Annotated in this window: 22 protein-coding genes; 7 read left to right on the forward strand and 15 right to left on the reverse strand. The window is 36.3% G+C overall.

Annotated features, from left to right (window positions below):
* Window positions 1–69 precede the first annotated feature (69 nt).
* Complete coding sequence (locus SPB_RS06660; protein WP_003104343.1) at window positions 70–1458, reverse strand: PTS transporter subunit EIIC; 1389 nt, start codon at window positions 1456–1458, stop codon at window positions 70–72.
* Window positions 1451–2794, reverse strand: a complete 1344-nt coding sequence (locus SPB_RS06665) for a glycoside hydrolase family 32 protein (RefSeq protein WP_003105204.1) — start codon at window positions 2792–2794, stop codon at window positions 1451–1453. Before SPB_RS06665 ends, SPB_RS06660 begins: the two co-directional genes overlap by 8 nt.
* Window positions 2795–2943: 149 nt before the next feature.
* Here SPB_RS06665 and SPB_RS06670 point away from each other — a divergent pair, with 149 nt between their 5' ends.
* Window positions 2944–3780: an AraC family transcriptional regulator gene (locus SPB_RS06670; protein WP_254655070.1), complete on the forward strand. Its 837-nt coding sequence runs from the start codon at window positions 2944–2946 to the stop codon at window positions 3778–3780.
* Window positions 3777–5963, forward strand: coding sequence for an alpha-galactosidase (locus SPB_RS06675; RefSeq protein WP_003105430.1), 2187 nt, complete (start codon window positions 3777–3779; stop codon window positions 5961–5963). The genes SPB_RS06670 and SPB_RS06675 overlap by 4 nt, the downstream gene beginning before the upstream one ends.
* A gap of 122 nt (window positions 5964–6085) precedes the next feature.
* Here SPB_RS06675 and SPB_RS06680 read toward each other — a convergent pair whose 3' ends face one another.
* The 3 genes from SPB_RS06680 to SPB_RS06695 form a co-directional block, all read right to left on the reverse strand.
* The gene (locus SPB_RS06680; RefSeq protein ID WP_003102405.1) at window positions 6086–6382 is read right to left on the reverse strand and encodes a GNAT family N-acetyltransferase; all 297 of its coding nucleotides are present in this window, start codon (window positions 6380–6382) and stop codon (window positions 6086–6088) included.
* Window positions 6383–6550 (reverse strand): hypothetical protein, encoded by a 168-nt coding sequence (locus SPB_RS11375; protein ID WP_175282149.1) that lies wholly within the window; start codon window positions 6548–6550, stop codon window positions 6383–6385.
* 449 nt (window positions 6551–6999) lie between these two features.
* The gene (locus tag SPB_RS06695; RefSeq protein WP_003104049.1) at window positions 7000–7527 is read right to left on the reverse strand and encodes a hypothetical protein; all 528 of its coding nucleotides are present in this window, start codon (window positions 7525–7527) and stop codon (window positions 7000–7002) included.
* Between the two features lie 148 nt (window positions 7528–7675).
* Between SPB_RS06695 and SPB_RS06700 the strand changes: the two genes are divergently transcribed.
* Window positions 7676–7975, forward strand: a complete 300-nt coding sequence (locus SPB_RS06700) for a YbaB/EbfC family nucleoid-associated protein (RefSeq protein ID WP_003103594.1) — start codon at window positions 7676–7678, stop codon at window positions 7973–7975.
* A gap of 33 nt (window positions 7976–8008) precedes the next feature.
* On the opposite strand, the gene SPB_RS06705 is transcribed toward SPB_RS06700, so the two are convergent.
* Window positions 8009–8605, reverse strand: a complete 597-nt coding sequence (locus tag SPB_RS06705; RefSeq protein ID WP_003104702.1) for a 3'-5' exonuclease — start codon at window positions 8603–8605, stop codon at window positions 8009–8011.
* A 48-nt stretch (window positions 8606–8653) separates the two neighbouring features.
* Window positions 8654–9175, reverse strand: a complete 522-nt coding sequence (locus SPB_RS06710; protein ID WP_003105729.1) for a DUF536 domain-containing protein — start codon at window positions 9173–9175, stop codon at window positions 8654–8656.
* Between the two features lie 347 nt (window positions 9176–9522).
* On the opposite strand from SPB_RS06710, the gene aao reads away from it, so the two are divergent.
* Window positions 9523–10695, forward strand: coding sequence for an aminoacetone oxidase (gene aao, locus SPB_RS06715; protein WP_003103366.1), 1173 nt, complete (start codon window positions 9523–9525; stop codon window positions 10693–10695).
* A gap of 177 nt (window positions 10696–10872) precedes the next feature.
* Complete coding sequence (rpsN, locus tag SPB_RS06720) at window positions 10873–11142, forward strand: 30S ribosomal protein S14 (protein WP_003102422.1); 270 nt, start codon at window positions 10873–10875, stop codon at window positions 11140–11142.
* A gap of 636 nt (window positions 11143–11778) precedes the next feature.
* On the opposite strand, the gene tsaD is transcribed toward rpsN, so the two are convergent.
* From tsaD to tsaB, 3 genes are read right to left on the reverse strand one after another with little or no spacing between them, the layout of a single operon-like run.
* Complete coding sequence (tsaD, locus tag SPB_RS06725) at window positions 11779–12792, reverse strand: tRNA (adenosine(37)-N6)-threonylcarbamoyltransferase complex transferase subunit TsaD (RefSeq protein ID WP_003105067.1); 1014 nt, start codon at window positions 12790–12792, stop codon at window positions 11779–11781.
* Window positions 12782–13198 (reverse strand): ribosomal protein S18-alanine N-acetyltransferase, encoded by a 417-nt coding sequence (rimI, locus tag SPB_RS06730; protein ID WP_003105855.1) that lies wholly within the window; start codon window positions 13196–13198, stop codon window positions 12782–12784. Before rimI ends, tsaD begins: the two co-directional genes overlap by 11 nt.
* A 4-nt stretch (window positions 13199–13202) precedes the next feature.
* Window positions 13203–13895, reverse strand: coding sequence for a tRNA (adenosine(37)-N6)-threonylcarbamoyltransferase complex dimerization subunit type 1 TsaB (gene tsaB / locus SPB_RS06735; RefSeq protein ID WP_302621693.1), 693 nt, complete (start codon window positions 13893–13895; stop codon window positions 13203–13205).
* Window positions 13896–14167: 272 nt separating this feature from the next.
* Between tsaB and SPB_RS06740 the strand changes: the two genes are divergently transcribed.
* Both SPB_RS06740 and rnjA read left to right on the forward strand, forming a co-directional pair.
* The gene (locus tag SPB_RS06740) at window positions 14168–14398 is read left to right on the forward strand and encodes a DNA-dependent RNA polymerase subunit epsilon (protein WP_003102975.1); all 231 of its coding nucleotides are present in this window, start codon (window positions 14168–14170) and stop codon (window positions 14396–14398) included.
* 1 nt (window position 14399) lies between these two features.
* Window positions 14400–16082: a ribonuclease J1 gene (gene rnjA, locus SPB_RS06745; protein ID WP_003104437.1), complete on the forward strand. Its 1683-nt coding sequence runs from the start codon at window positions 14400–14402 to the stop codon at window positions 16080–16082.
* Window positions 16083–16147: 65 nt separating this feature from the next.
* Here the strand turns inward: rnjA and SPB_RS06750 are convergent, their stop codons facing one another.
* The 5 genes from SPB_RS06750 to SPB_RS06770 all read right to left on the reverse strand — a co-directional run bounded on the left by SPB_RS06750 (window position 16148) and on the right by SPB_RS06770 (window position 21830).
* Window positions 16148–17083 (reverse strand): ABC transporter ATP-binding protein, encoded by a 936-nt coding sequence (locus tag SPB_RS06750; protein WP_003105521.1) that lies wholly within the window; start codon window positions 17081–17083, stop codon window positions 16148–16150.
* The gene (locus SPB_RS06755; protein WP_003103717.1) at window positions 17083–18126 is read right to left on the reverse strand and encodes an ABC transporter ATP-binding protein; all 1044 of its coding nucleotides are present in this window, start codon (window positions 18124–18126) and stop codon (window positions 17083–17085) included. Before SPB_RS06755 ends, SPB_RS06750 begins: the two co-directional genes overlap by 1 nt.
* Before the next feature lie 14 nt (window positions 18127–18140).
* Entirely contained in the window at window positions 18141–19172 is a 1032-nt protein-coding gene (locus tag SPB_RS06760; protein WP_003102826.1) for an ABC transporter permease, read from the reverse strand.
* A gap of 9 nt (window positions 19173–19181) precedes the next feature.
* A complete protein-coding gene (locus SPB_RS06765; RefSeq protein ID WP_003103193.1) occupies window positions 19182–20096 on the reverse strand; it encodes an ABC transporter permease in 915 nt (304 codons plus the stop codon).
* Window positions 20097–20171: 75 nt separating this feature from the next.
* A complete protein-coding gene (locus SPB_RS06770) occupies window positions 20172–21830 on the reverse strand; it encodes a peptide ABC transporter substrate-binding protein (protein ID WP_003106046.1) in 1659 nt (552 codons plus the stop codon).
* Window positions 21831–22007 lie beyond the last annotated feature (177 nt).

A 22007-nucleotide genomic window follows, 5' to 3' on the forward strand; every position in this document is an offset into this window, starting at 1 on the left:
GTGTGAAAAAACGAAATGTAAGGGAAAAGAAAAAACCATTACAGCATAGTGTAATGATTTATATAATCTTTATGATAATGTATCATCTTTTTTATATCCAAACATCCAAGTAAGTGCGAATGCTGTTGAAAAGGCAATTAGATTTGTAAGAATATAAAGTGGTAGTTGGTTATTTAGGTAAAGAAGCGTACCAGGAATACCTGTCAATCCCATTCCTGTTGCTTTTAATTTGAACAAAGCAGCAAAGAATCCTCCAATACCTCCACCAATCATAGACATAATGAATGGTTTTCCAAGTCGAAGTGTTACCCCGAAGACTGCTGGCTCTGTAATTCCTAGAGTTGCTGAGAGTGCTGATGGGAAAGCAATCTGTTTCATTTTTTGTGATGCTGTTTTTATTCCTACTGCCAATACGGCACCAGCTTGAGCTACATTTCCACATGTACCGATTGGATTAAGTAAATTCCATCCATCTTTTGCTAACATATTGATTTCCAATAAGTTGAGGATATGATGCACTCCAAAGATACCCAACAATTGTCCAAAACTTCCATAAATTAAACCACCAATACCAAATGGTAAAGTTAATAAAAATTCAACAATTGACAAAACATATGTTTCAACTTCATGTAAAATTGGACCTACAACAAACAGTGCAATTAACATTCCAGATAAAAGTGTTAAGAATGGACGGAGAATCAAGTCAAGTGAATCTGGAATTACTGTTTTGAGCCATTTTTCAATCTTAGAACCAATGATACCAATAGCAAATGCTGGTAGTACTGATCCTTGATAACCAACCACTTTAATAAATCCAAAGAAAATCATTGGTTTTGCATCCCCTGATGCCACTGCCCAAGCATTTGGTAAAACACTATTTACCAACATTAATCCAAGAACCATACCAAGAACAGGTGTCCCACCAAAAATTTTAAAAGTCGACCAAGCTACCAAAGCTGGTAAAAAGGCAAATGCAGTGTCTGTTAAAATCTGAGTTAATTGGATAAACTGTTCAGGAATGTCTGCAGGTGTCATTCCAAATAAATGTAATATTGCTTCTTGTGTTAGCAAGCCACGCAACCCCATAAAGAGACCCGTTGCAACTAAAACAGGAATAATTGGGACAAAAACGTCTCCAAAAATTCTTATTGCTCTTTTAAAAGTTAGTTTTTCAGGTTTATCATCTTCTTCAACTCTTGCACTCGGCTCCTGAGCAATCAAAGGCATAAATTCATCATATACTTTATCAACCAGTCCTGTCCCAAGAATTACTTGATACTGACCGGAATTGTAAAAACTCCCCTTTACTTTATCTAAATTCTCAATATTTTTTACATTAACCAGATTCTGATTTTTAGTTATTATTCTTAATCGCGTTGCACAGTGTTGAGCAGATTTAACATTTCCAACACCTCCAACATTTTCTAAAATTGCTTGTGCTAATTCCTTATTATTCATAGCCTATCTCCGTTTCTATTATGTATAAATGACTGATATGTTTATCTAAACTAGTAAATGAAGCAGTTTTATTCATTTTTGAAATAAAGTATCGTAAAGATAAAACCATTTCACCTTCATTAATAAAAATCTCTACTGCTGATTGATCAATCACAAATTTCATTGAATTTAACTGATTAATTGTATTGACTTTTTCTTCAAACTGATTCGATACCCAGTTTTTTCTGGCTAAAATCAACTTATTCCCTTCATATCTGAGTATAACGGAACTGTCACCCAAACTAATCTCAAATTTGTTGGCTTGTTCCTCAAAATTAACATCAAATATAGTTACTTGCTGACCATGTTCAAAACAAACTTCTGATTTATTAGTGGTCCATATTAATTCATTCTTGTCTAATAATTCCTTGACAGGATTTTGAAGCAATTTACCATTTTTATAAGTTAATTCTCTTGGTATTGTCAGACAATGTAAATAACCAAATTTATTTGTGGGACATAATTTTTCTTCAATTCCAGACATCCTCGACATCCATGCCATTAAAATACGTCTGCCATTATTGTCAATAAACGTCTGAGGTGCATAAAAATCAAAACCAGCATCTAATATTTGAAGACTTTGTGTTGGAAAAAATTTATTCTCATTTGAATAGCCTTCATAATAAGCTGAATAACTTGAAATATCATCATCAGTCAGTAAGTCTCTTTTTTGAGGGCAGACAAGCAAAAACTCTTTACCATCCATTTGGAAGTAGTCAGGGCATTCACACATCTGATCTAAATCAGGACTTGAAAAAAACTCTCCGGTATACTGCCATTCTGTTAAGTCGACCGATTGATAGTGGGCAATACTTCCTTCACCATTAATTCGTTGTCCCCCTACAATCATATGGAAAGATTTATCATTTGACCAAACTTTGGGATCTCGATGATGTTCGGTAAAGCCCTTAGGTGTTTCGAGATTGGTTAGCAATTTTTGAAACTGTTGACCATCATCTGATTTTACAACTTTCTGATAACTTTTTCGCTTACCCCTATCTTTACTATTTCCAGTATAAAAGAGATATAGAGAATTATTGTGTCTAAGTGCTGATCCTGAATAGACACCGTCTTTGTCTTCTAAATCAGTTGGAGTTACCTTACTACCATAATGCTTCCAATTCCTCAAATCAGTTGATGTAAAAAGTCCCCACTCCTTGTAACTATGATCTGTAGATTTAGAATTCCATTGATGAAAGACATAATATACTCCTTGATAAAAAGCTAAACCATTTGGATCGTTAAGTAATCCTTTGGGAGGCTCTAAATGAATATTATTTTTATATGGATTTTCCAAATACAACCCCCCTTTCTGTAAAACGTTTTCATTTTTCATAACCTTATTCTAAATGATTAGTGTAGCTATATACATAGAAATAATTAATCTATATATGGTATTTTCTAAGATGTTGTGTTTATTGTGGTTTTTTAGCTTATAATGATAGTATGAGTAATTTTTTAGAGGAATATACGGACAGCTACAACGAAATGGGAAATAAATCTATTTCCGATTTTATTCTTTATAATTGCGGTATTGAACATTGTGAACCTAATTACAGTTATGGTCCCAAAAGAAGAGAGTATCATTTTATCCACTTTGTTTTTGAAGGGCAAGGGAAATTAGAAATTAATCAGCAAAAATATACCGTTCAGAAAAATCAATTTTTTATTGTTCCTGCGGGTACCGTTTCAACTTATACAGCTGATAAAAATAATCCATGGAAATACGCCTGGATAGGATTTTTGGGGATACAAGCTCAACGCTACTTAAATCAATTAAGAATAGGTAATGAATTTGTATTTGATTGCAAAGATGTTTATATGTATAAAAATAAAATTGGTCATATCTTAGAGCAAGCAGATAATCAACTATCTTCATTTCTAATAATTAATGGTTTAATGTACGATATTATTGGTAATCTTATAGCTGAGATTCCTACTAGTGAGCAAGTTATTCAGCAAGAATCAATTTCAAAAAGAGCGATGCATTATATGAATTTACATTATCATGATGCCATACAAATCAGTGATGTTGCAAAATTTGTTAACCTTCATCCAAATTACTTGGCTAATATTTTTCAAGATGAGGTAGGAATTAGTCCAAAACAATATCTTACCCAACTCAAATTATCAAAAGCAAAAGAACTTCTAAGAGACACCGACGAACCTATTAATATTATTTCAAGCTCTGTTGGTTTCACTGATGCGTTAACTTTTTCAAAATTTTTCAAAAAAATAACTGGCCAATCTCCAAGTACCTATCGAAAGGAATCAATTACATGACTTTAAATATTGCCTTTGATGAAAGCAGTCAAATATTTCATTTGCACAATAATTCAATGAGTTATATGATTGAATTGCTGGAAGACAAGTACCTTGCTCATCGTTATTGGGGTCCTTACATAAAGCAATTTGATAAACTAAATCAAAAACCATTAAAAAAAAGAACCTTCTCAAGCCGTCCTGAAAAGAGTGATGAGCATTTTTCCTTGGAATTTGTTCCCCAAGAATTTCCAATATCTTATCAAGGAGATTATAAAGAATCAGCTTTAGAAGTCACGTTTCATGATAATAGTCATGTCTTTCGACTTACTTATAGCGATTACCAAATCATTACGGATAGTCCTGATATTGCCCCTTTACCCCATGCAAGAAAAAATCGAAATAGTCATTCCAAAACATTAGTTATTAATTTGATTGACGAAATTACACATATCCAAGTGAACTTATATTACACAATATTCGAAAACTATGATGCACTTATTCGTTCTTCCGAAGTGATTAACCTTGGAAAAAAATCACTTATCATTGATCAACTTATGAGTGCATCATTAGATCAATTATATAGTGGACAAGAAGTTATTAGTTTTTATGGATCCCACCAAGCTGAATTTCAGAAGAACAATGCACCTATCCAACATGGGCAATTTATTACAGGAACTAGTCGTGGCTCAAGCGGACCACAATATGTACCATTTATAGCCGTAGGAAAAAATGCTGATGAACAACATGGGCAAATACATGCGATGACCTTGCTTTATTCTGGAAATCATCGTGAATTAATTGAGCGAGACCAGTACGATCAATTAAGATTACAAATTGGATTAAATCCAAGTCAGTTCTCTTGGCAATTAGCAGAGCAAGAAAGTTTCCAGTCTCCACAAGCACTTTTAGTCTATTCAAAGAATGGTTTTAATGGCATGTCAAAAGTTTTTCATTCTTTCAATAAGAACCACATCTCACCACCAAACCAAGTTAGTACTACAAAACCCATCCTTATTAATAGTTGGGAAATGACGTATTTTGAAGTAAATGAAGCACTTATGTTAAAACTCATCGATCAAGCTTCCCAATTAGGTTTTGAAGCAGTTGTTCTGGACGATGGGTGGTTCAAAGGTCGAAACTCAAGTAAAACCTCCCTTGGTGATTGGCAGGTAGATCAGTCTAAATTTCCAAATGGTCTAGAAGTCATTGTCGAAAAATGTCGACAAAAAAAACTTAAATTTGGAATATGGTTCGAGCCTGAAATGATCTCACCTGAAAGTGATCTTTATACCAGAAAAACCCATTGGATAGTTAAAGCACCACACCATGCAGCACATTTAGGTAGAAACCAATATGTCTTAGACTTGACTCAAAATGAAGCACAGCAATTTCTGCTAAACACAATGAGAGAATTCATTTATACTTATAAACCAGATTATATCAAATGGGATATGAATCGCCACATCGTTGAACCATTCAGTCAAATTTCAGAGTTTCTTCCAAAAGAATTTTCTCATCGCTACATGATTAAACTATATGAAATACTAGATCAATTAACTACAGAATTCCCAGAAATAATTTTTGAAAATTGTTCCAGTGGTAGTGGGCGTCTTGACTTTGGAATGCTATATTACTTCCCACAAACTTGGGCAAGTGATAATACGGATGCCTTAGATAGACAAAAGATTCAATATGGAGCCTCTTATTTATTCCACCCCTATCAACTAACGGGACATGTTTCCGATGTTCCAAATCATCAAACAAATCGTATTACTCCCATCCAAACCCGTATGAACCTTGCATCATCAACTAACATGGGCTACGAACTAAATATCCTTACACTGTCTGATGAAGATAAAAGAGCAATAAAAAATCATTTAAATCAATATAAAGCACAACGTGACTTAATTCAAAATGGTAGCTTCTATCGACTTTGTTCTCCTTTTGAAAGCAATATAACAGCTTGGCTATTTGAAAGCAAAGCAAAGGACGAAATCCTTTTATTTGTTTTTAAAAATTGTTTTAACATTACCGAACTAAACACTATCCTCACCATTCCATATGCAGATCCAACAGCTGAATATATAGATTCTAATGGATATCATTACTTTGGTGATGAGCTAAAATATTCAGGCTTATCTATCCCCTTTGAAAAAGGTGATTTTCAATCTTACAGTCTTCATCTAAAAAAATTAAATTGATATAAATCCTCAAAACGAACAGTAAAATAAGCATTTTGAAGACAAAAAAAGCATTCCCAATTGGGAATGCTTTGTGTGTATTACAAGTTGTTATCGAACTGTATTGACTTTTTGAGATATTACTAATGAAAAATATATTTTGGGCCTTCTTCGCCCATTTCTCCAGTTAATACAAAATTATTTTTTTCTAAAACTCTTATTGATGCAATATTGTCAGGTTCTGCTTCCGCTTCTACATACTTAACACCAGGTTGATTAAGTGCCCACTTCACTATTACATCAACCGCTTCCGTAGCATATCCCTTGTTCCAATAAGTATCAATTAGACAATAACCTATTTCTACCTGACCACCTGATTTTAAACCTTTAAAACATAAGTCACCTACTCTATCCTGAGCATCATCATTTAGCTCAATCACTCAAGTAGCAAACCATTGTCTCTCCCCTGGATTACTTTCACTTGCCTTCAACATTCGAGAATAAGCATGTTTTAATCCTGGATTTGTTTCTTTATCAATCAGTTCCTGCATTTCCATATCATACAATAGTCTTATTTGCAATCGTTCTGTTGTTACTTTGTTATTCAACTCTTTTCCCACTTTCGTTTTTTCGGTGAGATAATTTTTACATTCTATTCTCACCTAAAGAATCTCACTAGATGTTTTAATAGATATTTGTTTCAAAGGCATTCTCTTTTCTTATTTTTTTAAACTGTATCATGTATCGTAAATATTGTAAAGCAATTCAGTGCTTTAAAACAACTTAATCATAATATACAAAGAGCTTATTGATAAAAATTCAAACATGTGACAACACAAAAACCACTATTTAGAGTGTTTTTGTGTTGATATAAATCATTTAGAAGTTACCATATCAAAGAAAAAATCATCTAAAAAAACTGTTCTTTTCTCTCGCACTTTTGAAGTATTAGCATAAATTAATGCTGATCTGAATTTTGAAGCATTTTCTTCTATAAATTTTGTGCTGATATGAAAGGATTTTGATTGTAAATATATTATTGCAAATAGAAGCATTGTCACTGTATTTCCCACTGGAAACGGGTGAATAGTCCAAATACGAGAAACAAAATTTTCAATTGATGATATTGTTTCAATCCTTGAGAAATTAGAATAGTCTTTCTTAACTCTACATCTATTTGATTGTGTAACGTCCTATAAATATCAGAGTAATCTTCATAATGAATTGGTGGTTCATTTTTATTACTCATTTCAGTTCTAAGATTATAATTTCTGTATTCTTCAGCTCTCAATTGATGTGGTAAGTCAATATCTTGATAGATAATCTTATGAATTGAATTAATGCTTTGGTGACTTAATTGAAAGCCAAATTCAATATTTTCAAGGTATTCAACAATTCTAGTAGTGACAAAATCAGAATCACGGAATAATAAATCCTGCCCTATCTTACCAAAATAATAGTCATTTATTTGAGAATAAATATTTTGTAATTCTACCTCTTTATTATATGTTTCAATGATAAATTTTTTAACAATTTTGAAGGTGAGTAATGATATCCCACTTGTAGGCCAAAAGCGATTTCCCAATATACATTCCTATTTTCAGGATTTGGAGAAAATCTTTCGTATGAATTATCCATTTTGTAACTCCATTTTCTATTAACCTAGTATACCAAAATTTTCCCTTCACTATGTTATAATAGTCTATATTAACTAATAAGGAGTACCTAGTACATTGATGAATATGCAAAACATGATGAAGCAAGCGCAAAAGCTTCAGAAACAGATGGAACAAAAGCAAGCTGATTTGGCAGCAATGGAGTTTGTTGGTAAATCTGCTCAGGATTTGGTGATGGCTACTTTTACTGGTGACAAGAAATTGGTTTCTATTGACTTTAAAGATGCTGTTGTAGATCCTGAAGACATTGAAACTTTGTCTGATATGACGACACAAGCCATCAATGATGCCATGACGCAAATTGAAGAAGCAACCAAACAGACACTTGGTGCCTTCGCTGGCAAAATGCCATTCTAAATAGCAAAAGACTCTCAATAAAGAGAGTCTTTTTTAATCAAATAATCCGCCTAAAGCTGCAAAAGGGTTATCCCCCGAACTCATCTTCTCCTCCTCTTGGTGGTCAAGATAAGTCTTATTGTCATCGAACTCCAAGAAAGTTTCATAGACACGAGCCGTCATTCGGGCGTCTTCCAGGCTGTTGTGCCCACGCCCTTTGATGCCTAGGAAGTCCGCCACTGTCGTTAGTTTTAAATTGGCGATGCCGTTTAAGTCGGTGCTACGTCGTTCAAAAGCTTCGTCATAGAGGTCAACTTTGTACTGGCTTGTCAGGTCCAAGCCATTTTCTGCCAAGATAGGCAGATCTGACTTGTGAGAATTATAACCGATGAGGGATAGGTCTCCAACGAAACTTGTAAAGTCCGAGATAACCTGATCAACCTTTGGAGCGCCAGCAATTTTATCCGCTGTAATGCCTGTTAAACCATTGATAAAGCTTTGTAAGGGCACAACGGTGTAAACATAGGTGTCAAAGCTGTCAACTTCTTTGTGATTTTGACACTTGATTGCTGAAAGTTGAATTAGGTGGCTTTTGTCATCGACGGTGTTAAATTCCAAATCAAAGGCAATATAGTTTGCTAGATTTTCCATTTTTTCTCCTTAGAAAAAGGCCCATTTGGGCCTTGCATTACTCATGATTTATTTAGCAAAAAGACGTGCAAAGAAGCCTTTTTTACCAACTGTTTGGTCTTCGACTTGGCTACGCGCTTCGTCAACTTCTGCTTTTGCTTCCTCAAGTTCTAACTTAAGAGTTTCTTTGTCTGCCATTGCTTTAGCAGTTAATTGTTGTTGCTGATCTAATTGTTTATCTTTTTCAGCAATCTGCACGTCTTTAACGTGCATTTGTTCATCTTTAGCAGCTAACTGGTCATCTTTGGCTTTTAATTGGTTATAAAGACGAGTGATCTCAGTGTTTTTTTCGTCAACTAATATTTCTAACAATTCACGTTGTTTAGTTTCTTCACTAATTGGCTCATCATCAAAAATAGTTTTTTTATAAATTTCTTCCAACTTAATAAGGCCACTACGTTTAACCACAGTGACACCCTTGTCATTCTTATCAAGATCCTCATCTGGAAGAGCTTTTACACGATTATTAACGGCCTGACGGCTAACTCCCAAAATTTCAGCTAGCTCACTAACTGTCTTTTCTATTGCCATATTTTCCTCTTTAATATATTCCTGAATATTCTTACAAGAATAGTAACATAATACTAGTATTCTGTCAATTTCACTATATTATTAGAGTATTCTGGATATAAAAATAAAGCCGTTTTACTGTACGGCCAAGACAGAGATAACGGGATCACCTTCCTTTCAGTTTTCAGTCGGTTTCAAGGAAAACACCCTCCAATCTTTGTATTCTATTTTTAGGTAAGAAAAAACCGATGGACTTCTCTTACTACTTCTATTATAACCTTAAAAATTTTATCTGTCTCCTTTTTGCCTATCAAAAATCAGATGTCACTTTAGTAACAATTACAGCCACATTATGATATGATTAAGATATGAATAAGTATGAAACAATTGTAATTGGGGGTGGCCCAGCCGGAATGATGGCAGCCATTTCCAGTAGCTATCACGGCTACAAAACTCTGCTAATTGAAAAGAACAAACGCCTCGGTAAGAAGCTGGCCGGAACTGGTGGCGGACGTTGTAATGTGACTAACAATGGTACACTTGAAGAACTCTTAGCTGGCATTCCAGGCAATGGTCGCTTTCTTTATAGTGTCTTTTCGCAATTTGATAACCATGACATTATTGCTTTTTTCCAGGATAATGGCGTTGCTTTAAAAGAAGAAGACCATGGACGGATGTTCCCGACCACTGATAAATCAAGAACAATCATCGGTGCCTTGGAAGCGAAAATTCAAGCCTTAGGTGGTCACATTTTACCCAATACAGAAGTGATTTCCGTTAAGAAAATTGATGATGTCTTTCACGTCAAATCTGCTAACGAAGAGTTCACCTGTGACAAATTAATTGTAACAACGGGTGGCAAATCTTATCCCTCAACTGGCTCAACCGGCTTTGGCCATGAGATTGCCAGACATTTTAAGCTGAACATCACCGAATTAGAGGCAGCAGAAAGTCCACTCTTGACTGACTTCCCTCACAAGGCGCTCCAAGGCATCGACTTGGACGACGTGACACTATCCTATGACAAACACGTGATCACTCACGATTTGCTCTTCACCCACTTTGGTTTATCAGGACCAGCTGCCCTTCGCCTGTCTTCATTTGTCTCCGGCGGGGAAATTGCTACACTGGACTTTTTGCCCAAAATGACTCAGGATGACTTGGTCCATTACCTAGAGGACAACAGAGATAAGTCTCTAAAAAATGCCCTCAAAGGATTAGTCCCAGAGCGGGTGGCAGAATTTATTGCCACTGGCTACGCGGAGAAGGTCAAACAGTTGTCACCAAACGAATTGGAAGAAGTTATGGATAAACTCAAGAAAATGCCAATTCCCATCACAGGTAAAATGTCACTGGCTAAATCATTCGTGACCAAAGGCGGTGTTGACTTGAAAGAAATCAATCCCAAAACCTTAGAAAGCAAACAAGTCCCAGGACTCCACTTTGCCGGAGAAGTTTTGGATATCAATGCCCACACAGGTGGTTTTAACATCACTTCCGCCCTCTGTTCAGGCTGGGTCGCAGGAAGCCCTCATTATTAATGTAGAAAGTCTTGAAATTCAAGACTTTTTAAAAATGCTTAACTAGTTACATATTTTTCTTGATTTTTGAAAATGATGTTGTATAATAGTTATATGTTTCCTTAACCGGTTATGTACCAGTTAAGGAAACAGGGTCTGATAAGCCCAATGATTACAAGAATATAGAAGGAGAAAGCAATGGCAAAGAAATCAAAAATTGCTAAGTACCAGAAGCAGCTCCAACTGATTGATCAGTATGCTGACCTTCGTCGTGAACTTAAGGCTAAAGGCGATTATGAAGCCCTTCGTAAATTGCCACGCGATTCAAACCCAAACCGTTTGAAAAACCGTGATCAAATCGATGGTCGTCCCCATGCTTATATGCGTAAGTTTGGTGTTAGCCGTATTAACTTCCGTAACCTAGCTCACAAAGGTCAACTACCTGGCATCACAAAAGCTAGCTGGTAAGCTTTACCACCTAAGTGATAAGTCATCTTCCCCGATATTTATCATTGTTCGGTAATCATAGAAGCCAATTATTTATCATTTTAAGTCCGGTATGCCAAGATGCCGGGCTTTTTTTACCAAAAGTTGATTATCCTTGGAAAACATTTATTTTCTTAACTATCTTGTTTGTGCATAAAATATTACTTTTTTCTCTCTCCTGTCCATGTGAGAAATTATCATTTATGCAGAATTAATAATCAACTAAAAAGGCCTTTACTATTGGAAAGGCCTTTTTAATAAAGACAAAGACTTTAACTTCACCTTTCTTGATATTTTTCCTTATGATTAGTCAGCGCGTTTCTCTCATTTTATTTCACAAGGAGAATTCAGATAATATATGATATCAAGTTGTCTTTCTATGCCTAAAATATGATTCATTATTTATTATTTGTCTTAATTTATTGCTTGCTTTAAAGACAAGTAAACTAGTATTTTCAGTCCTTAAAGGTAATAATTCTTCAGACTATAACTTGTACAAATAACACTTTTAATATATTCAAATTGAATTTATTTTTACACTTTTCATTTATAATAAAGGATAGTATCTAATCAAGAAAATACCCCCTTAGTTTCTCTAAGGAGGTGTAAATTGTTACTTTAATTCTCTAAATAACTAAAAGCTAAACTTGGTTTAGCGTTGAGATCCATTTGGGCAAAGTGACCTTTGTCGTACTCAACAGCTGCGGCAAGGGCAATCATGCCGGCATTATCTCCACAGAGTCTTAGTGGTGGAATGACCACTTCTGTTTCAGTGATATCTGTGGCTAGGCGTTCCCGTAAGCCTTGGTTGGCTGCTACGCCACCTGCTACAACCAACATTTTAGATGGATACTTAGATAAGGCTTTCTTGGTTTTGACAATCAAGATATCAAGGACGGCAGCTTGGAAAGAAGCACAAAGGTCTTCTAAGACCAACTCTTCCCCTTTTTGCTCAGCATTGTGATGCAAATTGATAAAGGCTGATTTTAGTCCTGAGAATGAAAATTCCAAATGGTCTTCTTTAATCATCGCCCTTGGGAAGCTGTAGGTATCTTTACCTTGGTGTGCTAACTGGTCAATTTCTCGCCCTGCTGGGTATGTTAAGCCCATGACACGGCCTACTTTGTCGTATGCTTCGCCGACTGCGTCATCACGAGTTTCCCCGACGATATGGTAAGCACCAGGTTCTGTCACGTAAACTAACTCTGTGTGCCCTCCGGAAACCAGTAATGCCATCAGCGGATAGCTCAGTTCATTCTGCTCACGCGCAGCCATCAGGTGGCCTGCCATGTGGTTGACTGGGATTAATGGGAGTTGGTTGGCCCAAGCAAAGGCTTTTGCAGCAGCTATTCCAACCAAAAGCGCCCCAACAAGCCCAGGTCCATAGGTTACAGCAACTGCTGATAGGTCTTTAGCTGTGATGCCAGCTTCCTGCAAAGCGTCTTCAAAGCAGGTCGTTACCACTTCCACATGGTGACGGCTGGCAACTTCTGGCACCACGCCACCAAAGCGTTTATGGCTGTCAACCTGACTGGCAATGATATTACTTAAAAGTTCTCGGTCATTCTTAAGAATTGCGACACTTGTCTCGTCACAAGAACTTTCGACCGCAAGAATGTATCTATCTGTCATTTCTTCCTTCTTTTTTCATTACAACGGCATCTTCCACCGGATTATGATAATAGTTTTTGCGAATGGCTAGTGCAGCAAAGCCACATGACTTATAGAGAGCTTGCGCTGCTGAATTAGAAGCACGCACCTCTAGAAAAATTGGCAAGTCATAATCAAAGAGGTGTGTCATTAGCTGTGCTCCGATGCCTTTCCCTTGATATCGACTTTTTACTGCAATATTGGTTAATTCTAACTCACCCACTAATTGCTGGACTGAGAGAAAGCCAATCAATTGTTCTTGGTCGTAAGCAAAGAAGTAGTCGTTATTGGGCGAGCTTAAATCAGCTTCAATTTGCTTGAGATTCCAAGGCGATTGACCCTGGTAGGCATCGTCTAGAATGGCATAAATGCTTTGCGCTTTTTGCATAAGCTTATACCCGTTTTATGTAGTTGTCTTGATTACCTGCTTGATGCGTTTTCAACCAATTTTCTTCAGCTTCAACTTTTTTCAAGTATTCTGGGACAAAGGCATCGACATCTACTGGTACCATCATTTGACCGACTTTACCAATTTGGTAGGCTGATGGTAGTGTCGCTTGAATCTTGGCATCTGGCAATTTTTCTGCTATTTCCTCTGCAAAGGCCTCAACCTCGCCGACAAAACAAATTTTTTGGCTAGGGTCTAAACTTGCTAATAATTCCGAGATAGCAATATGTTGGTCAGGTCTTGCAGATTGGTTATTTTGGTAAAATCCTGCATAAACATTGCGACGTCTTGCATCAATTAAAGGAATAATTAAAGCATCTTTTTGCATGGCTGGTGCAGCTAATGCATAGAGTGAAGATACGCCAACTAGTTCAATTGCTAAACTGTAGGCCAACATTTTTGCTGTGGCTACCGCCACTCGTAATCCTGTATATGAGCCTGGACCTTCTGCCACCACGATACGGTCTAAGTCGCCTGGGGCTATTTCTATAGAATCCATTAAAAACTCGATATGAGGCATAAGGCTGACACTGTGATTTTTCTTTACATTTAAAGTTGTTTCTGCCAATAGCTCCTGATCCTCGAGAATAGCCACTGATAGAGCTTTGTTAGACGTGTCAAATGCAAGTATATTCATTTTATCCACTTTCTTCATTGAATTTCTATTCCCAATTATATCATAAAATTGACTGACCAACAAAAAAGCTCTATATGATAGGGGTTTCACTCTATAAAATCGTCGGTCAATGCTTTTACTATCGGCTAATATTATGTTATAATTTTAGTAATTGCAAAGAATCAGGTTTAATCTATTACACAAATAATCAATAATACTTAGTTACCATTTTAAGATGGTCTTATTTCTTATTGTTTGGATAATTGATTCATTAGGAAAGGAATTTTTAACACATGATTTTTAAAGTTTTCTATCAAGAAACAAAGAACCGTAACCCACGTCGGGAAAACACTCAAACACTCTACATCGATATTGATGCTGAGACAGAACTAGAAGGTCGCATTAAAACCCGTAAACTTGTTGAAGAAAAAACAAGTTACAACGTTGAATTTATTGAACTTCTTTCAGATAAACACCTAGAATATGAAAAAGAAACTGGTGTTTTCGAATTAACGGAGTTGTAATATGTCAAATATCGATTTAAAACCTAATGAAGTCGGCGTTTTCGCCATTGGTGGTCTAGGGGAAATCGGGAAAAACACATATGGCATTGAGTATCAAGATGAGATTATCATTGTTGATGCTGGTATCAAATTTCCAGAAGAAGATCTTCTCGGGATTGATTATGTAATCCCTGATTATTCTTACATCGTTGACAATCTCGACCGTGTTAAAGCTTTAGTTATTACGCACGGCCATGAGGACCATATTGGTGGGATTCCATTCCTACTTAAACAGGCTAATGTTCCAATTTATGCTGGGCCATTGGCTTTAGCCTTAATTCGTGGAAAATTAGAAGAGCATGGTTTGCTTCGTGATACAACCCTTTACGAAATCAACCACAATACTGAGTTAACCTTTAAAAACTTGAGCGTGACTTTCTTCCGTACAACCCACTCGATTCCAGAACCTTTAGGGATTGTTATTCATACGCCTCAAGGGAAAGTTGTTTGTACTGGTGACTTTAAGTTTGACTTTACGCCTGTTGGTGATCCTGCGGATATCCATCGGATGGCTGCGCTTGGTGAAGATGGCGTGCTTTGTCTCTTGTCAGATTCGACAAATGCGGAAGTTCCTACTTTTACTAACTCAGAAAAAGTCGTTGGTCAATCAATTCTGAAGATTATTGAAGGCATTCATGGAAGAATTATCTTCGCCTCTTTTGCTTCAAATATCTACCGTTTGCAACAAGCTGCTGAAGCTGCTGTTAAAACTGGTCGTAAGATCGTAGTCTTTGGACGTTCAATGGAAAAAGCGATTGTAAACGGGATTGAACTTGGTTATATCAATGTTCCTAAAGGGACAATTATTGAACCAAATGAGTTGAAAAATTACCATGCTAATGAAGTTTTGATTATGTGTACTGGTAGCCAGGGTGAATCAATGGCTGCGTTAGCACGTATTGCTAATGGTACGCACCGTCAGGTTACACTTCAACCAGGTGATACAGTTATCTTCTCATCAAGTCCAATTCCTGGTAACACCACTAGTGTTAATAAATTGATTAACGCTATCCAGGAAGCTGGTGTTGAAGTAATTCATGGTAAAGTAAACAACATCCATACTTCAGGACACGGTGGTCAACAAGAACAAAAATTGATGCTCCGTTTAATGAAACCAAAATTCTTTATGCCTGTTCATGGTGAATACCGGATGCAAAAAGTCCATGCTGGTTTAGCAATGGATACTGGTGTTCCTAAAGAAAATATCTTTATTCTTGAAAATGGTGATGTTCTTGCCTTAACAAGTGATACTGCACGTCGTGCTGGTCATTTCAATGCGCAAGATATCTATGTTGATGGTAATGGTATTGGTGACATTGGCACAGCTGTTCTACGTGACCGTCGTGATTTATCTGAAGACGGTGTCGTTTTAGCAGTTGCGACTGTTGACTTTAAGTCACAAATGATTTTAGCTGGTCCAGACATCCTCAGCCGTGGATTTATCTATATGCGTGAATCAGGCGATCTGATTCGAGAAAGCCAACGTGTCTTATTTAACGCAATTCGAATTGCTTTGAAAAATAAAGAAGCAAGCATCCAATCTGTAAATGGTGCAATTGTTAATGCTTTAAGACCATTCTTATATGAAAAAACAGAACGTGAACCAATTATTATTCCGATGGTATTAATACCAGACGAAGAGTAATTGGAAGCCTGATTGAAATCAGGCTTTTTTTGTTTGAGCAATAAAAAAACAGCCTAAGCTGTTTTTTATTTATTTGAATTTGCTTTGTAAGCTACTGCTTCTTCTTCTGTTGAAAATACGAAGTGACCTGGTGTGATTTCACGCATTTCACGTTCTTTTCCATCCAATTCAATACTTGGATCATAAATTTCCGCAACACGTTGGCGTTCATAATCTGGGTCTGGTTCAGGAATAGCTGATAAGAGACTTCTTGTATATGGGTGAATTGGGTTATTATAAACATCTTCAGATGTCCCAATTTCTAACATTTTACCCCAGTGCATAACACCAATACGATCTGAAATGTATTTAACCATTGATAAATCATGGGCGATAAACAAGTAGGTTAAACCACGTTCAGTTTGTAATTTTTGCATCAAGTTAACAACCTGTGCTTGGATAGATACGTCCAAAGCAGAAATTGGTTCATCAGCAATGATAAATTTGGGTTTTACAGCCAAGGCACGGGCAATACCAATACGTTGACGTTGTCCTCCTGAAAATTCATGTGGATAACGAGTCACATGGTCTTTATTCAAACCAACACGGTCAAGTAGTTCTTGAACACGAGCTTCACGTTCTTCCTTTGTTTTAGTTAAACCATGAATATCTAGTCCTTCAGCAACGATGTCTCTAATTTTCATCCGTCCATTAAGACTTGCTTGTGGATCTTGGAAAATCATTTGTGCATCTTTACGGAAATTATGAAGTTCTTTTCCTTTTAGTTTAGTGATATTTACACCATTGAAAATAATTTCGCCATCGGTAATTTCATAAAGTTTTAAGATAGCACGGCCAACTGTTGTTTTACCAGAACCTGATTCCCCAACTAATCCAAAGACTTCACCTTCATAGATATCAAAACTGACATTATTAATGGCCTTGACTTCGTTGCTTTTCCCTTTATTAAAGGTTAAAGAAACGTTTTTTAGTTCAACTAATTTTTTACGTTCTTCAGTCATTAAATTTGTCCTTTCTTCTTATTCCATTTAGCCCAACGTTTTAAAATTGGTGCAGGTGGTGTTACTTGTGGTGCACGTTCATCTAACAACCATGTTGCAGCGTAATGTGTATCAGAAACTTTAAACATAGGAGGTTCCTCTTCCAAGTCGATATCTAAGGCATACTCATTACGAGCAGCAAAGGCATCTCCTTTTGGAGGATTCAACAGGTCAGGAGGTGTCCCTGGAATAGATTCAAGGCTTCCTTCTTCGGTATCAGTTGTAGGCATAGAGTTCAAAAGGCCCCATGTGTAGGGATGTTGTGGATTATAGAAAACTTCATCTACTGTACCATATTCAACAATTTTACCTGCATACATAACAGCTACACGATCAGCCATACCAGCCACAACCCCAAGGTCATGGGTGATAAAGATAATTGATGAAGAAATTTGTGATTGCAAACCTTTCATCAATTTCAAAATTTGGTTCTGAATTGTTACGTCTAGGGCAGTTGTAGGTTCGTCAGCAATTAAAATTTCTGGATTTGCAGCAAGTGCAATAGCAATGACAGCACGTTGACGCATACCACCAGACCACATATGTGGATAATCATTGATATGTTCTTCCGCATTTGGAATCCCAACTTGATTCATCAATTTCAATGCACGTTCCAAAGCTTCACTTTTAGAAACATTTTCATGGATTAGAATCGCTTCTGCAATCTGCATGCCAATTTTCATTGTAGGGTCAAGACTTGTCATGGGATCTTGGAAAATCATGGCAATTTCTTTACCACGAACTTTAACCCATTCGTCTTCATTAAGCTCAATTAATTTCTTACCTTTGAAATCAATATCTCCAGTGATACTTGCATTCTTAGCGTTTAGCCCCATCAAAGTCCGTGTCGTAACGGATTTACCAGAACCTGATTCACCAACAATGGCTAGTGTCTCACCTTTATATAAATCAAAATTGATATTACGGATTGCCTTAACAGCTCCAGCATATGTTTTAAAATCAACATGGAGGTCTTTGACACTTAATACTTTTTCTTTAGTCATATTAATTTTTCCTCCTAGTCGTTACTTGATTTTGGATCAAATGCGTCGCGCAAGCCATCACCTAAAAGAATGAAAGCAAGTGAGATGAATACCAAAGCCATAGCTGGAAGCATAACTTGGTAAGGGAAGTATTGTAAGTTTTCCTGAGCATCTGTGATCAATGACCCAAGAGAAGCCGTCGGTGGTTTAACACCAAGGTTGATAGCTGACAATACTGATTCATACATGATTGCACTCGGAACAGTCATCATAATTTGAACGATGATAATCCCAGAAATGTTTGGCAAGACATGTTTGAAGGCTATTTTATAATTGCTTTCGCCAAGTGCACGAGAAGCAAGTACGAAATCACGCTCACGGTAAGAGAGAGTTAAGTTCCGAACCTGACGAGCCATTGAGGTCCAGCCAACAATCGCGATCGATATAATAATTGACATAACACCATTACCAAGCAAAAGTCCAAGCATGGTTACAATAACCAAGTTAGGAATTGAAGAAATAATCTCAATAATACGTTGCATAATTGTATCGACTTTCCCACCAGTAAAACCAGATACTAAACCGTAGGTTACTCCGATGATTAAGTCAATTATAGTTGCTACAATGGCAATTAATAATGAGATACGTATACCAACTGTAATACGCTTACCAATACTACGACCTAAGCTATCAGTACCCAACAAGAATTTCTGATTCTCAGGAACGCCTTGGTCTGCATAAGCATCATTAGCTTCAGTATTACCAGCATATGTAATGCTACCGTTCCAAAATGGCAATGATGAACTAAGTTTAGGTGGTAAGTTACGATAAACACTAACTTGTTTACTATCAAAGCTGTTTGCATCATTTTTAGTAACAATAAAACTAGATCCTATAGCAAAAATCAATAAACTTGCTAAAAAGACCATTGCTACTACAGCTAATTTGTTGTGTTTTAATCTGCGCCAAGCATCCTCAAGGAAAGACAATGCCGGCTTTTCAATTTTTTCTTGTGTGTCAGAATTACCTGCACCGACAAGAGTAAAAGTTTTCTTTTCTTCTAGCATGTTACTCTCCTATCCAAGACGCACGCGTGGATCTGAAATACTGATGATAATATCAGTAATCAAAATTGCAACCATCAGCATCACGGCATAAACAATTGTAGTCCCCATAATAACAGGGTAGTCTTTAGTTGGAATTGATGAGACAAATTGTTGACCAATTCCTGGGATTGAAAAGATTTGTTCTATCAAGGCTGACCCAGTCAAAATATTAGCCGCCATTGGACCAACAAGGGTCAAAACAGGAATCATTGAGTTTCGGTAAGCATGCTTATTTGTAACTTGACGATTTGTTAAACCTTTGGCACGGGCTAATTGAATGTAATCAGAATTCAAAGTTTCAATCATTTCACTTCGGAAGAAACGCGTAACCTGTGCAAAAACGGGAATCGCTAAACCGAGTGTTGGTAGAATAGTTTGTGCAAATGTTCCCCAACCAGATAATGGTAAAAGACCCCATTTGAAACCAAAATAATCTAATAACAAAAGACCAATGATGAAAGCAGGTACAGAAATACCAAGTGTTGAAACAACACTTAAGAAAGCATCAATTTTATTATTTTTATTACGAGCTGAAACGGCCCCAACTAATAAGCCACCTGTGATACCGACTACTAAAGCCTGAATCCCTAAATGGACAGAAACGCCTAAACGTTGTGCAATCAATTTAGAAACAGATTGATTGATTGATTGGTAAGATGTTCCAAAATCACCATGTAGAATGTCTACTATGTATTTTAGATATTGAGCCCATAATGGTTTGTCTAAGCCATATTGCTTATTCATCATTGCAATCATTTCTTCGGTTAATTTTGGTGAGTTGTAAGGTGTCCCAGGCATAATCTGCATCAGGAAGAAAGATAAGGTTACAACAACCCAAAGTGTAGCAATTAAGATAGCTACACGTTTTAATAAGTATTTAGTCATATTGTTCCTCTAACAAAAGCAAGAACTGGTCCATAACCAATTCTTGCAATATTACATTACTAGTGCTTCAGGTGCTTATTTTTTGTAAGCGTAAGTGAAGTCAACATTCAAACCAGTTGAGTTACGGATTAAGCCTTTGATACTTGGATTTTGTAATCCTTCTCCACTACGGAAGTAAATTGGATTATAGTTAGCCGCTTCATAAAGTGCTTTTTCACCATCTTTATAATCATCAGCTGCTGCATTTGTATCAAGTGCATCAGTTGTTAAAGCTTTTTCGTAGGCTTTATCAAATGTTTCATTTGTAAATTTACCGTAGTTATAAGCTGAACCTGATTTCATCAAGCCATAGAAAGTAGAACCTTCTGGATAGTCACCACCCCAAAGTACAAGTGCAACTTCAAAGTTTTGATTTTTTGTATCTTCTAAACGTTGTTTGAAGGTTACAAATTTTTCTTCAACAGTTAATCCAGGAAGAGCTTTTTCCCAAGTTTCTTTAATATAGTCAATTGACGCTTTGGCAACAGGACTATCAGCATCCGCTGTTACTGTTACTTTAAGACTATCTTTACCTAGTTCTTTAAGACCTTCTTTAAAGAGTTCTCCGGCCTTCTTCTCATCATATGAGTAACCAGGAGCAACATGTTTTGTTAAATCTGTACCATCTTTAAGTTTTGCAAGTCCTGTTGGAGCAATAGCTGTCGCTGGTTTAGAACCAGTATCTACTGCTGCAGAAACAATACCTTTACGGTCAGTTGCAAGATTAAGAGCTTGACGAATCTTCGTATTTGATAAACCTTCTACTTTACCAGTTTGGTTATAAACCATATAAGCTGTAGTTGCTTCTAAAACTGGTGTAACATCTTTATTTTTCTTGTTAGCATTGTAAATCGCTGAAGTTCCTGAAATGTTTGCATAGTCAAGTTTACCTTGTTTGTACATTTGTACAGCAGTATCAGGTTTCTTAACTGTTTGAACGTTGATTGTTTTAGTTTTAACGTTTTTAGCATCCCAGTATTTAGTGTTTTTAACAAGTTTGAAAGTACCACTTGTACCATTCCAATCTTTAACTGTATAAGGCCCAGAGTAAACTTGTTTTTCTGAGGAAGTACCATAATCTTTACCAGCTTTTTTCACAAAATCTTCTTTTTGTGGAACAAAGTTAGCAAATGATAGAAGACTCTTGAATTGTGGAGCTGGTTCTGACAAAGTAAAGATTACTTTATTACCTTCAGCTTTAACACCCAGAGCAGTTAAATCTTTATTTTTACCAGTATTGATATCTTCAGCATTTTTCAAATGTGATTCAGTTGCAAGATAGGCATACTCAGAAGCAGTTGTTGGATCAACCATACGTTGCCAAGTATAGACGAAATCTTTTGCAGTTAATTCACTACCGTCTGACCATTTCAAACCATCACGTAAAGTTGCTGTATAAGTTAAGCCATCTTCTGATACGTCAACTTTTTCAGCTAAATCTGGTTGGAGTTTCCCTTTATCATCAACTCGTAGTAAGTTACTTCCTGAGTTACCAATAGCAAGTGATGAATACGTATCAGTATTTTTTGAAATGTCTAAAGTGATAATTTCAGTTGGTGTGTACCAATTGATTTCATTTTTATTATCATTAGAATCAGTTGATTTATTTCCACACGCCATTAATACTGCTGCAGAAGCTAAAGCCAATGTTCCAAGACCAACACGTTTCCAATTAGTGCTTTTTGAACTTGTCATTTGAGAGACCTCCTAGTCAAACATTCTTATTAAGTTTAATACATTAAATTATACCACAATTCAGAAAAAAGGGAACAAATTTATCTGAAAATTTTGATATTAAATTATTATGTACAACGTCTTGTAAAAATGCTGTCAAGTATGACTTTTCAAGTGTTTCTGTTAATATAAAATCAA

The organism is Streptococcus parauberis NCFD 2020, assembly GCF_000187935.1.
GTDB lineage: Bacteria > Bacillota > Bacilli > Lactobacillales > Streptococcaceae > Streptococcus > Streptococcus parauberis.